Source organism: Paenibacillus bouchesdurhonensis (assembly GCF_900155685.1).
Classification (GTDB): domain Bacteria; phylum Bacillota; class Bacilli; order Paenibacillales; family Paenibacillaceae; genus Fontibacillus; species Fontibacillus bouchesdurhonensis.
The window spans coordinates 3,209,771-3,222,159 of the sequence record NZ_LT732548.1; the positions used below are offsets into that span (position 1 = coordinate 3,209,771).

The 12,389-nt window shown below is 48.4% G+C and carries 11 protein-coding genes and 1 riboswitch; of the genes, 6 read left to right on the forward strand and 5 right to left on the reverse strand.

Going from position 1 to position 12,389, the window contains the following annotated elements:
* Positions 1-49 precede the first annotated feature (49 nt).
* Both CZ379_RS18445 and CZ379_RS18450 read left to right on the forward strand, forming a co-directional pair.
* On the forward strand, positions 50-745 hold the full coding sequence (locus CZ379_RS18445; RefSeq protein ID WP_110932960.1) for a futalosine hydrolase: 696 nt from the start codon (positions 50-52) through the stop codon (positions 743-745).
* Positions 745-1,608, forward strand: a complete 864-nt coding sequence (locus CZ379_RS18450; RefSeq protein ID WP_110934449.1) for a 1,4-dihydroxy-6-naphtoate synthase — start codon at positions 745-747, stop codon at positions 1,606-1,608. The genes CZ379_RS18445 and CZ379_RS18450 overlap by 1 nt, the downstream gene beginning before the upstream one ends.
* Before the next feature lie 80 nt (positions 1,609-1,688).
* Here CZ379_RS18450 and CZ379_RS18455 read toward each other — a convergent pair whose 3' ends face one another.
* Positions 1,689-2,573 carry a radical SAM/SPASM domain-containing protein gene (locus CZ379_RS18455; protein WP_110932961.1) on the reverse strand — a complete coding sequence of 295 codons (885 nt, stop codon included), beginning with the start codon at positions 2,571-2,573 and terminating at the stop codon, positions 1,689-1,691.
* Between the two features lie 136 nt (positions 2,574-2,709).
* Positions 2,710-3,984, reverse strand: a complete 1,275-nt coding sequence (locus tag CZ379_RS18460) for a voltage-gated chloride channel family protein (RefSeq protein ID WP_110934450.1) — start codon at positions 3,982-3,984, stop codon at positions 2,710-2,712.
* 132 nt (positions 3,985-4,116) lie between these two features.
* Positions 4,117-4,177, reverse strand: a riboswitch (Fluoride riboswitch).
* Positions 4,178-4,280: 103 nt separating this feature from the next.
* On the opposite strand from CZ379_RS18460, the gene CZ379_RS18465 reads away from it, so the two are divergent.
* Positions 4,281-5,402 carry a chymotrypsin family serine protease gene (locus CZ379_RS18465; protein WP_234405066.1) on the forward strand — a complete coding sequence of 374 codons (1,122 nt, stop codon included), beginning with the start codon at positions 4,281-4,283 and terminating at the stop codon, positions 5,400-5,402.
* Between the two features lie 76 nt (positions 5,403-5,478).
* Here CZ379_RS18465 and rpoD read toward each other — a convergent pair whose 3' ends face one another.
* On the reverse strand, positions 5,479-6,375 hold the full coding sequence (gene rpoD / locus CZ379_RS18470) for an RNA polymerase sigma factor RpoD (RefSeq protein WP_110932963.1): 897 nt from the start codon (positions 6,373-6,375) through the stop codon (positions 5,479-5,481).
* A gap of 235 nt (positions 6,376-6,610) precedes the next feature.
* Positions 6,611-6,766 carry a hypothetical protein gene (locus CZ379_RS26290; RefSeq protein WP_199925676.1) on the reverse strand — a complete coding sequence of 52 codons (156 nt, stop codon included), beginning with the start codon at positions 6,764-6,766 and terminating at the stop codon, positions 6,611-6,613.
* A 523-nt stretch (positions 6,767-7,289) separates the two neighbouring features.
* Between CZ379_RS26290 and CZ379_RS18475 the strand changes: the two genes are divergently transcribed.
* Both CZ379_RS18475 and CZ379_RS18480 read left to right on the forward strand, forming a co-directional pair.
* The gene (locus tag CZ379_RS18475; RefSeq protein WP_110932964.1) at positions 7,290-8,201 is read left to right on the forward strand and encodes a hypothetical protein; all 912 of its coding nucleotides are present in this window, start codon (positions 7,290-7,292) and stop codon (positions 8,199-8,201) included.
* A gap of 258 nt (positions 8,202-8,459) precedes the next feature.
* Positions 8,460-10,754 carry an Ig-like domain-containing protein gene (locus tag CZ379_RS18480; RefSeq protein WP_110932965.1) on the forward strand — a complete coding sequence of 765 codons (2,295 nt, stop codon included), beginning with the start codon at positions 8,460-8,462 and terminating at the stop codon, positions 10,752-10,754.
* 92 nt (positions 10,755-10,846) lie between these two features.
* Here the strand turns inward: CZ379_RS18480 and CZ379_RS18485 are convergent, their stop codons facing one another.
* Positions 10,847-11,485 carry a bifunctional 4-hydroxy-2-oxoglutarate aldolase/2-dehydro-3-deoxy-phosphogluconate aldolase gene (locus tag CZ379_RS18485; RefSeq protein ID WP_110932966.1) on the reverse strand — a complete coding sequence of 213 codons (639 nt, stop codon included), beginning with the start codon at positions 11,483-11,485 and terminating at the stop codon, positions 10,847-10,849.
* Positions 11,486-11,639: 154 nt separating this feature from the next.
* On the opposite strand from CZ379_RS18485, the gene CZ379_RS18490 reads away from it, so the two are divergent.
* Positions 11,640-12,338 carry a metal-dependent hydrolase gene (locus tag CZ379_RS18490; RefSeq protein ID WP_110932967.1) on the forward strand — a complete coding sequence of 233 codons (699 nt, stop codon included), beginning with the start codon at positions 11,640-11,642 and terminating at the stop codon, positions 12,336-12,338.
* Positions 12,339-12,389: the final 51 nt, after the last annotated feature.

Below are 12,389 nucleotides of genomic sequence, written 5' to 3' on the forward strand. Positions count from 1 at the left end.
TGATTTAACGTTAAGCACTTAGGTTGCAATCGAAGGAGTGGCTAACAGCATGGACTTTGAGAATAATACAATATCCAATACTTCCCGTTCTCCCCGCATACTTATCATGACTGCGGTTGAGGCAGAGCGGGAAGCGATTCTACGCGGCTTAGACGGCGCAACTGGATTTGAGGTGCGCCTGGCAGGCGTCGGCCCAATCGCCTCTGCAGTCAATACAACGACGATTTTAGCTTCATCCGCTGATGCAGCTGCCTATGATCTGGTGATTAGCGCAGGCATTGGAGGCGGATTCGATGGCGTAGCGGAAATAGGCTCGATTGTGATTGCCACGGATATCATTGCCGCAGATTTGGGCGCCGAGTCGCCGGAAGGCTTCCTTAGCTTGGACAAGCTCGGCTTCGGTTCCTCGCAAATCAAAGCCGAGGCTCCCTTGTCCAACCTCTTGAAGCAAGCCGTGGTCAGGGCCGGCCTCCCGGTCTGCACCGGGCCCATACTGACGTTATCCACCGTGACGGGCACCGCATCAACGGCTCAGTCACTAAGCCAGCGCATACCAGGTGCAGCAGCAGAAGCAATGGAAGGTTACGGTGTAGCGCTTGCAGCCCATCTTCATCGCCTTCCCGTGCTTGAAATTAGAGCCATCTCGAACGCTGTTGGCCCGCGTCAACGCGAACTATGGAAAATCAACGATGCATTATCAGCCTTGGAGCAAGCCTGTTCCCTATTACCGGAGGTTCTGAAATGATGAAGATAGCTTATTCCCCCTGCCCGAATGATACATTTGTATTTCATGCCTGGGCTCATGGCCTCATTCCTGGAGCGCCCGAGCTGGACATCACATACGCAGATATCGATATTACGAACGGACTTGCCGCAAGCGGCAAAGGGCCGGATGTATTGAAAATCTCTTACGCCGCTCTTCCTTGGGTACTTGATGAGTATGCCTTAATTCCATGTGGCGGGGCACTCGGCCGCGGCTGCGGTCCGCTAGTCCTTACGTCTGGAGAACAACCCGGTGCTGCTTCCGGGGCAAATGCAGCTGTACCTAATCCTGCACGGTTATCCGGACGAACCATTGCAGTCCCCAGTGAGCGCTCCACCGCCTACCTTTTGTTTCGGCTATGGGCAGCTCAAGCGGTACCTAGCGGAGTAGGCGAGATTGTCGTGCTGCCCTTCGACCAAATCATGCCGGCCGTTAGGGATGGCAAAGTGGACGCAGGTCTTGTCATCCATGAAGCACGTTTCACATATCCAACCTACGGTTTAAGCCTGATGCGCGACCTTGGAACCTGGTGGGAGGAGGATACCGGCCTGCCCATTCCACTAGGTGCTATAATTGCCCGGCGTTCTCTCGACCTAGTGTCCATTGCCCAGTGGACGCAACAATCGGTTCAGTACGCCTGGGCGCATCCCGATGCATCCCGGCAATACGTCATGAGCCATGCGCAGGAGATGTCGCCGGAGGTGACCGATGCGCATATTAATCTTTATGTGAACCAATACACGGAGTCATTGGGCGAAGACGGGTATGCAGCCGTTGCTGCCCTGCTTGGCCGCGCAGCGAAGGAGGGGCTCGTTCCCGAAATAGCCCCGAGCCTTTTACGCTAAACTCGTAACGAAAGGAGCCGATCCTCTCATCCTGGCGTTCTCGCCTTTACGATGGACCGGCTCCTTTTTTTGTTACACGGCTAAGATTTTCCGCCAAACCGCTTGCGGTACCCGCATTTGCGACACAGCTCTTCCACGGCCATTCTACGCGAGAAGCCTTCATACAGACGGTTGGCCCGGTCGCCCTCAACAATTTCCGAGAATGGCGTCTCATACACGTTGCCTAGATTAATGACTCCTTCCCCATCAAGACAGCAAGGGATGACAGTGCCATCCACAAGGATGCCGGCTTGATTTCGGAGCGCATGGCAGAAACCATGGCCATCGTCCTCCTCCGCTCTCAAATCCGGCCAATCAAACTCGTGATCCTGGTTCAAGTAAACCCGTTCTGCGAGCTTGATTCCGCCGCCGGGAACGACCCTTTCTTCAATTGGATAATCAAGTCCAAATTCCTTCTCGATCATTTCCAAAGTAGCTCTGTTGCGGCTGCGCTGTAAATTGGTTTCATTATTTTTATCCAAATTCCACAGCCGAAACGAAACAATCAGATCCGATGTGCTGACCGCTTCTCTCACAAAGGATAAAATATTCTCAATATAACCCTCGCGATCCGACGAACCTTCATGCCCATCAAAGCTGTGCAAAGAAAAATTCATTTGTCTCAGCGCAGGCTTATTAATGATTTTCGACCAAGCTTTTCGAATCAAAGTGCCATTCGTCGTGATGTTTACTTTGAAGCCCTTCTCATGGCTTAAATCCAGCAAGGTGTCGATTTTGGGATGCAGCAGCGGCTCACCCTTAACATGAAAATAAATGTAGTCCGTATGCGGCTTCACCTCGTCCAACACCTTCTCGAAATCCTCAACTTTGATAAATTGCGATTTACGTTCGGTCGGCGGGCAAAAGCTGCAGGCCAAATTGCAAATACTGGTCGTTTCAATATAAAACTTTTTGAATTTTTTCATCTTCGTCTTATTCCTACTTGTCTAATTATTTGCGTATTTATAGAGGAAACTGCGTATCCGTAGCTCTATTCTATCTTAAAAGCGAGTCAAACGCCTAATGTCTTTTTCCTAGTGCTGAACGGTCGTATTCTGCTCCTCATCTCCTGCTCCTTCGGTTAATAAGTCTTGTGCCTGGCGGAGTATCCAGCAGACGACTTTTGGAAACACCAATTTGCTGGGAGCTATAAATACCGCTGTGGCCGGAGAAAGCATAGCTGACTAGACAGGCGATAAACAAATACAGCGCACCTTCCGAACCGAACAGCTCAATCCCCATAATGAAACATGCGATTGGAGTGTTGGCTGCCCCGCAGAATACCGCGATAAAGCCAAGGGCGGCAAGAAAAGGAGCGTATAAGTGAAGCCACCCGGAGAGAGCATTCCCGAGGCTGGCACCAATGGCAAATAACGGCGTCACCTCTCCCCCCTGAAATCCCGAACCTAGCGTGACTGAAGTGAACAACAGCTTCCCTAAAAAGGCGAAGGGCGCCACGCCTTCCCCAAAGGAATCGGAGATTAATGGCAGGCCAAGACCCAAATAATCCCGGGTTCCTGCGAGATATACCATAGCGATAATGAGGCACCCGCCGACTGCGCTTTTTAACACGGGATTTGCAAATACGCGGGTGAACATTCTTTTTAAATAATGAGTCAGCTCACTAAACATAAGACTGGTCAATCCGAATAAAATCGAAGCAATGATGACCTTAAGCAATACCATCCCGGATAACGCGGGCACTTGCCCCATTTCATAAATATGATGCTGCACTCCCCATAGCTCCGTAGCTACTAAATTCCCTACGAAGCTCGCAGCGAAGCAGGGAACGAGTGCTCGATAGCTGATTAAGCCGAGCACGGCTACCTCCAAGCCGAACATCGTTCCCGCTAGGGGCGTTCCAAATACCGACCCGAATCCCCCACTAACTCCACACATCAATAATATTCGGCGATCCATCGCATCCAGCTTGACAAACCGGCCGAACCAATCCGCCAAGCTGCCGCCCATCTGTACGGCAGTCCCTTCTCGGCCAGCCGAGCCTCCGAGCAAATGCGTCATCAAGGTGCCGAATAGTACAAGCGGAGCCATTCGCAGAGGTATTCGGCCATCACCGCTCTGGATTTGCTCCAAGATCAGATTATTGCCTTGGATGCTGCTTTTGCCCCACTTCATATATATATAACTGACCAACGCTCCCCCGATCGGCAGCAGCCATAACAGCCAAGGCCGCGCATATCGCCACTGGGTAGCCGTATCCAGGCTAATTAGAAAAATTGCAGAGGCGGTACCGGTAAGCAATCCGACCACGCTGCCAAGAATAATCCACTTCAAGAATGAACCGGGGAAAGCGGCAACGCTCTTTGCTTCTTCCATCCAATTTATTTTATTCGTGCTTCTATTATTACAAGATGGTGATTCTTGATTTGGCTTCAACTTAAATCCTCCCGGTAGTTTTACTGGCAATACCCAAATGAACAAAAACTCCTACCAGCGCATAGCAAATACGCACTGGTAGGAGTCATCAGCCTCTTTGGCGGTTATGGCGAACTCCATCGCCTTCATCGATAATTAAATTGTTGAGAACATTGTATATCAATAGCATGGCCGGCGTCAATCCACGTAAACTAATCCCCCAACTGAGCATATGATGAATGAAACAGATAGAAAAGGTGATACTTTTGGCTAGTTTTCGTAAAGCCTACCAGGTCAAACAACGGCTATCCGCCCAGTTGCTGAAGCGACGCGGCATACACGGCATTGGCATAGGATTATGCGATCCAAATCGTCCCAAGAAAGGCGCAGCGATCATCCTTTATGCCAGCGCTTTAGCGGCTACCGCGAAATCAAGTAAACGAAGCGCAAAACGGAAGCCCTTGCATCCCGTTCGACTTCAAAGAAAGACAGGGGTGCCCATACGAATCGTACGCTCTACCAGTTTCCATAAACACGGCAGTCCCAGTATTCCTCACAGCCATCGGTTCAGAACAAGAATACGGCCGGTCATCGCAGGATACAGCATCGGCACCCCGCTTGCCTCTGGAACAGCAGGATTAATTGTAGCCCGGGGCAATTGCGGCAAGAGTCGTTATATCCTCAGCAATAATCATGTACTCGTTAATGAAAATACCAGGCGTTGTTCGCTAACACTACAACCGGGTGGTGCAGACGGTGGTACTGTAAGCAAAGACCGCGTCGGGCAAGTTCATCGATTTGTAAGGCTGAGCAAGCAAAGAAACAACTACATGGATGCCGCAATGGCTAAGCCGCTGCGGCGCTCACTCCTCAGTACCCGCTATGCCGTATTTGGAGCCGTTCCAGGCCATCTGCGCTCTTACCGGATTGGAGATCGACTTAAAAAAGTCGGACGTACGACAGGCGTTACAACAGGACGCGTAGAATCCATTCACACCGATATTCGCGTCGGGTATGGTTCATATGGCAACCTAGGAACGATTTCCTTCAAAAATCAAAGCGTCATTCGCGGCAAACGCCCTGTCTCCTTAGCTGGCGACTCGGGATCTGTGTGGTTAACCCGAAAGGGAAATCGGGCTGCTGCTGTCAACTTCGCCGGCTCTGCCGATGGCTTCTTGTCGATCTCTTATCCAATTGAGTGGTTCATGCAAGTGTTCGGTACACGGGTTCCCATTTCCCCACATCATAGAAAACAGCGCAGATTACTGCCTCCTCGGCGCGGGGTGAAGCGAAGCTACTTGTTCACGAAGCCTTTACCGCCCAAGTTGCTGCGAACGATTAGACCTATCCGCGCAAATCGATGCCCAAACGATATTTAAAGCAATAAAAGGGGAGCTTCTCTTGATGATCTGTCAAGTAGAAGCTCCCTCGTTGATTATAAAAATCGATAAGTTATTATTCCATAAAATCCTTCAAACGTTTGCTGCGGCTTGGATGTCTCAGCTTGCGAAGCGCCTTGGCCTCAATTTGTCTGATCCGTTCCCGGGTAACGCCAAACTCCTTGCCTACCTCTTCAAGCGTCCGCGTACGTCCATCATCCATCCCAAAGCGCAGGCGAAGTACGTTCTCCTCCCGCTCAGTCAGCGTATCCAGCACTTCTTCGAGCTGTTCCTTCAGAAGTTCATACGCTGCAGCTTCCGCTGGAGCCAATGCATCGTGATCCTCGATGAAATCGCCTAAGTTAGAGTCATTCTCTTCCCCTATGGGAGTTTCCAATGATACCGGCTCTTGGGCAATCTTCATAATTTCACGTACTTTCTCCGGCGTCAATTCCATTTCCTTGGCAATTTCCTCTGGAGTCGGCTCCCTGCCGATTTCTTGAAGAAGCTGGCGGGAGATGCGGATCAGCTTGTTGATAGTCTCTACCATATGAACCGGAATACGAATCGTTCTGGCCTGGTCAGCTATCGCTCTAGTAATAGCCTGGCGTATCCACCAAGTCGCATACGTACTAAATTTGAAGCCCTTCTTAAAATCAAATTTTTCGACAGCTTTTATAAGTCCCATGTTCCCTTCCTGAATCAAATCGAGGAACACCATTCCCCTGCCTACATAGCGGCGGGCAATACTAACGACGAGACGCAGATTGGCTTCTGCCAGTCTGCGCTTGGCTTCCTCGTCTCCCTGCTCTATTCGCTTGGCGAGCGCGACTTCTTCCTCCGCAGACAAGAGCGGAACTCTGCCAATCTCCTTCAAGTACATGCGTACAGGATCATCAATCTTTATACCTGGCGGTAACGTCAGGTCATCTGTATATTCTGATTCAGTATGAAGCTTCAAATCCTCTGTCACGATTCAGACCCCCACCCATGAAATGAAATACAACTTATCTTGATTCTATTTTTCATTTGACAATTGCCAGCTTTTATGCTATTATAAAAGCGATCCTAAAATGATTTACTGTCATTTGACTATCCGTCATTTTAACATATAAATAATAAATAATCAATCTATTGTTTTGCTTATTTGATGCAAATAACGCTGATCCCTTAAGGGTCGGCGTTTTTTAATGGACGGATATTTAGGATCAGCGAATCAACCCAAACTCTCTGGCCTGTTCCTCCGTCAAAATGAACTGTTCCTTCTCCCATACCTCATGATCCTGATCCAGCCCAAATGCCTCCATCACTTTCTGCCAGATCCCTTTCTCCATCGCCTCACTCAGTGTGATGATAATTTTCATACGATTGTCAGCTCCTTTATTTTGAGGTATTTGCGGACTAATATTTAAAATTTTAATAATAGTTTAGCCAATCAAATGTATTTGAAACGATATCCTGCATGAACATTTCCACCCAAAACTACTCGCTTCATTTGTAAACGCTTACAATTTGTCGGTATAAATAACCATAGGAATAAGTTCATTTTGGTTATACAGACTCTTTACCATATGTTTATATTATGTATTCTATCCTTATTCTATTTCGACAAAACGCAACAATAAAATTTAAATAACTACCCACTTTATCGGTTTTTGAATCGAATTTTATCGAATTTCATCCTAAAGTCCTACGACAAAATGCGACAAAAGTGTTTAATTATGTGATATAGTACAATTATAACCATCATTTTCATGGAATTTCCATGTGGTAGAGAAATGTAGGAGGTAGGGCCTGGAACTAACAGCATATCATGAAACAATTCAACTCTCTCACTACCAAAGTCCTATTTTTGTGAACATTTTATTATTAAAGGAGCTGGACATCATGAGTTTACCCTACATTCCTTCTCTCCGACGCCTTATCATCTTATTAGTTAGCAGCATAGTCCTATTCGGTACTATAAGTTTCCCATCTACAATAAACGCCAGCGCAACTGGCAAGCTTCCAAAAGCGACTTGGCTGTGGCACACTAAATTAATTGAAACTCAGACAGATGAGCTTCTCTCTTTCTCAGCTTCAGAAGGCATTCGTCTCATCTATTTACAAATCAGTACAAAGGTTGACATTCCTCATTACAAAAATTTTGTCTCCAAAGCGAATGCGCTCGGCATTCAGGTTCATGCCTTGAACGGAGCGGCAAATTGGGCTCTGGAGTCCAACCGCTCTCAACTGACAAGCTTCATGGAATGGATCGGGAAGTATCAGTTGACTGCTGCGGAAGAAGAACAATTTACAGGTGTACACGTAGACATTGAGCCCTATCTTTTGCCCGAGTGGAAAAGCAATACCAATAACGTCATTAAGCAATGGCAATCCAATGTGGTATATCTCGTTGAAGAGTCCGCTAAATTAGGACTTCCTATCGCTGCTGATCTCCCCTTCTGGTTAGATAAGTATGCGGCGAATGACTCGGAAATGTCTCTGAGCTCATGGATGATCTCCAAATATGATTCCGTTACACTAATGTCATATCGCGATAGCGCCACAGCTGTTATTGAGCTGGCGAAGCAGGAATTGCAGGAAGCTGAGACTTTAAACAAACGCATATATACCGGTGTTGAGACCAAGTACTCCTCCGAAGGAGATCATGTATCCTTCTTTGAGGAAGGATATGATTATTTGAACGTACAACTGCTGTATTTAGATCAGCTCGGTAGAAACTATCGATCCTTTGCAGGCGTTGCCGTACATGATCTGGTCGGTATGATGGATTTGGCTAACCGCAGTCAGCCGTAAAGCAAGACAGCAATGCAATTGCATATCTATCACAAGCTCTCTCCGATTTCAGAATGACCGACATTCTGGAAATGGGCAGGGCTTTTTTTAGTCGCATGTTACATGAGGAAGCAATTTTAGCTATGAAGAAACTCACCATCTATAAATTGGGTCCATTAAAGGCTGTTGCTCTTCTAATTTTTCAGCCGCTACAATGATGTTGTAAACGTTTGCGAATATAGCAGCGGTGTTGATCCCGCGGAAAGAGAGGGATTTACGATGTTATATCCTGATAACGGCCGGAAAGCGCGCCTTCTCCCTTTACTGTCCAAATGGTTGGTCATGATGCTCATCCTCGGTGTTGTGCCTCTTTTCCCATTTCCAAAACCTTCAACGGTGTGGGCCGATTCCCAAATTACGATTGACTCGCACAACGATGGCCAGCAGGTCGATCCGGGAATTATGATCATTTCAGGTCACTATACGAACATCTACGATATTAAATTGATCGTAAATGGGCGTGAGCAACTGGATACGCACATGAACAATTTGAGCGGAACCGAGACGGGCACGTGGCATGCTGAACTAGATACAAGTCAGTATCATGGTGAAATCAGCCTCGTTGCCCGGGGCCTGAATTCTGAAACTAGATACGGAGTAACAACCTCGACCAAATGGATTAATATCGATAATCCCCCTGCCTCTCCTCCTCTCGTCCATATTGATCGGCCTTTTGACGGCTCCCACGTCGATGGACAAATACCCGTTACATTATCCGTCTATGCAATTAACCCGATTCAAACCGTGGAAGTCAGAATTAACGGCGGCTCTTGGAGTGTGGCAGAAGCTGTCTATGATCATTATGAGTATATTTGGGATACGGAAACGGCCCTGAATCGAACCTCGAGCATTGAAGCGAGAGCTACCGACGTATTCGGCAATATCGGCCGAAGCTTGACAGCTTATGTGAAGAACGGTGAAGTTGTGCCGCAAGAAATTATCTTGGATCGCCAGGATCGCGCCATTTGGATTTGGGAAAAAGCCGCCTATAACTTAATCCTTAATCCAGGCTCACGCATTGCGCTTAAGACATTCGCCGATGATACGAGCACTTTTAACTCCGAATCGGTGACTACCTTCTATCTTGGCGTATTCCCTTACGGAGGCGTCGATATTCTCGAAGAGGAAACCGACAAGGTTCGCGACTTCATGGCTTGGGCTCATGATAACGGTTATAAGGTTCACGCCTGTATCGCCGGAGGGACGGTTCCTCCTTATTTCGGATCGTTAACGCCGTATCACGAGCTTGCAATTCGAGAAATGGAGAAAGTCATCAACTACAATTTATCTTCTTCGCCTCACGAGCAATTCGATGGTGTTAACGTAGATATAGAGCCTTACATTTTGCCTGATTTCAGATTGCAAAAGCCTTCTGTACAGCTTCAGTACCTTGACATTATGGAACAGTTAGTAGCTCGAAGAGATACTGCCGGCATCGCCCTGCCTTTCGGACCGGCGATTCCAAGATGGTTTGACAGCAACGATCCGGCGAAGGATATTACGTGGAACGGCGAAACCAAGTGGCTGTCTGAACACATCCAGGATATGAGCGACTATATTACGATCATGGATTATCGAGATACAGCCGAAGGCAGCGTCGGAATCATTGCCCACGCGCAGGGTGAAATTAATTATGCGAATCTCATAGGCAAGCCGAATTCCGTCGTCATCGGGGTAGAAACGCTGGATATCGCCAACAGTGGAGATCCGGAAACGATCACCTTCCGCGAGGAAGGTCGTGTATTTATGGAAAGCGAGCTAGACAAAGTGTATGCCTGGTTTAACGGCAATCCCGCCTTCGGAGGAATCGCAATGCATCATTATGATTCTATCCGCTGGTTGCCATCGGCTTGGGGGCCAGGAGGAACGAAATGGACGGTAACACCGGAGGACGTTACGCCGCCGACAAGTGTCAGCGTAGAGCCTGCTGCCGCGCCCTTCGATTATCAGAGTATCAATCTTAGTTATGGCAGAGCTTTTGACGATTCCGATGTAGAGGAATACGTCATTTATCGAAGCATCGATCCGGATTTCCAGCCCGATACATCGAACATTGCTGGCCAATCACGCAATCTAACCTATAAGGATCGCGGTTTGCTGCCTGATACAACATATTATTATAAGGTCGCGGCTAAAGATATCAGCGGCAATATCGGCCCCGCTTCGGGAACGGCCTCGGCGACCACCACAGGAACCAGTCTGCGCCCGATGATAATCAGCGAGATGGATATCGTTCGTGACGGTACACGATCAAAAGTAACATTGAAAGTATGCGACTACGAGACAGGGGAAGAAATCATAGCCCGCGTACATGGGCGCTTTACGATGAACGGAGGTAGATACGTGGAGCTTGCCCCTGATGCAAACGGCGTCATGTTCGCTCATTCTGAGGCTTTGCCTGCTGCTGAAGGTGAAGTCGGGTTCTGGCCGCAGCGGGTTCTGGCCGGCGACTATTATTGGGCAACGGCATACGATGATCCGCGAACAGCTACAGTAAGCTGGCCTATTAACTAACCCGTTCCAAATATAAAAAAACAGCAAGCTCCTATGGATTGTGCCCATAGGAGCTTGCTGCGGTCAACATTTATGTACAGCGGCAAATCCTCTTATTCCCGCGCAAGCTTTGCTGCCTGCACAAGTGCAGCTGCATTGCGTTCAATTTCTTCAAATCGTCCTTCTTTCACCAATGACATATTGACGATGCTGCCGCCGAGCCCCACTGCAGCCGCCCCGGTTTGAAGGAACTCATGAATATTATCGAGTCGCACTCCTCCCGTCGCAACCATCGGGATATGACTAAGCGGCGCACGAACCTCACGCAAATAAGCAAGTCCTAATGAAGCCATGGGAAACACTTTTACCGCAGTAGCCCCAGCATTCCAGGCCCGGACGATTTCACTTGGTGTCATCGCCCCCGGATAGATGTCTATCGATTGTTCACGGGCATAGTTTACAACCGTTTCATCCAAGTTCGGGGCTATTAGATACTCTGCCCCCGCTGACACAGCCTCCTTCGCCATATTCAAATCAAGCACCGTGCCTGCCCCAATTCGCATTTGCTCGCCGTATCGCTCGCGCCAGCGCGATATCATAGCTAGAGCGCCTTCACTATTTAACGTCGCTTCTACAAACACTACTCCCGCTTTAGCCAAGGCCTCGATCAACCCATCTGCCCGGTTCCCCGGGATATGTCGGAGAATGGCGATGATTCTCTCTCTTTTCAACTGTTCAAATGCAATACTCATTCTGTTCAGCCCTCCCTCCAAAACGTAGCATGTTCCACTCACGAATTCAATCTTAAGGCAGTCTTCTGTCACAAATCAGGAAAAATGTGACTCCGACGCCCAAGTCAGTTATAATTTAGTCGTATGTCAACTATGTTCATTGAGGTGATTAATTATGAAGCTGACCTACCTAGGACATTCTTCCGTTCACATCGACACAGGCGAATACAAGCTCATCATTGATCCGTTCCTAACGGGCAACCCGGTCGCCACGGTTTCGGCTGAAGATATCGAGGCCGATTACGTGCTTCTGACGCACGGCCATTCCGACCATATTAGCGATGCTGAAACCATTGCACGGGGCAATCGATGCCCGATCATTGCCATCGTAGAATTAGCGGATTTTTTTGCAGCCAAAGGGCTTGAAACGATCGGCATGAATCTAGGAGGCTCCAGTGCCTTTCCATTTGGCAAACTGAAATTTACTCCGGCTCTGCACAGCTCCTCTGTGCAAGTGGACGGAACGAACATTTATCTCGGCAATCCGGCCGGAATCCTGCTTGAACTGAATGGATTCACCGTTTATCATGCAGGCGATACGGCTTTATTCACCGATTTGCAGCTGATTGGCACAAGGCACAAAGTCGATTTGGCCTTTATTCCGATCGGCGACTTCTTCACGATGGGGCCGGAGGATGCTTTAACTGCCGCAGAGTGGATCAGCGCTCGCCATGTTGTGCCTATTCACTATAATACCTTCGATCTAATTCGTCAGGACGGCGATTTATTCGTCAGCGAGTTAAGCAAAATCGGCATTACTGGACATGCCCTCAAGCCGGGCGAGGATCTCCATCATCATCATTTAAGCTTATAATTGAATACCAGAACGAAGCCCCCGCTTCCGAAATGGAAGAAGGGGCTTTTC

Excerpts from the sequence above, each read along its gene's own strand:
- CZ379_RS18490 (WP_110932967.1), top strand. The coding sequence starts at position 11,640 with ATGAAGCTGACCTACCTAGGACATTCTTCCGTTCACATCGACACAGGC.
- CZ379_RS18480 (WP_110932965.1), top strand. The coding sequence starts at position 8,460 with ATGTTATATCCTGATAACGGCCGGAAAGCGCGCCTTCTCCCTTTACTG.
- CZ379_RS18445 (WP_110932960.1), top strand. The coding sequence starts at position 50 with ATGGACTTTGAGAATAATACAATATCCAATACTTCCCGTTCTCCCCGC.
- CZ379_RS18455 (WP_110932961.1), bottom strand. The coding sequence starts at position 2,573 with ATGAAAAAATTCAAAAAGTTTTATATTGAAACGACCAGTATTTGCAAT.
- CZ379_RS18485 (WP_110932966.1), bottom strand. The coding sequence starts at position 11,485 with ATGAGTATTGCATTTGAACAGTTGAAAAGAGAGAGAATCATCGCCATT.
- CZ379_RS18460 (WP_110934450.1), bottom strand. The coding sequence starts at position 3,984 with ATGGAAGAAGCAAAGAGCGTTGCCGCTTTCCCCGGTTCATTCTTGAAG.
- CZ379_RS18475 (WP_110932964.1), top strand. The coding sequence starts at position 7,290 with ATGAGTTTACCCTACATTCCTTCTCTCCGACGCCTTATCATCTTATTA.
- CZ379_RS18450 (WP_110934449.1), top strand. The coding sequence starts at position 745 with ATGAAGATAGCTTATTCCCCCTGCCCGAATGATACATTTGTATTTCAT.
- CZ379_RS26290 (WP_199925676.1), bottom strand. The coding sequence starts at position 6,766 with ATGAAAATTATCATCACACTGAGTGAGGCGATGGAGAAAGGGATCTGG.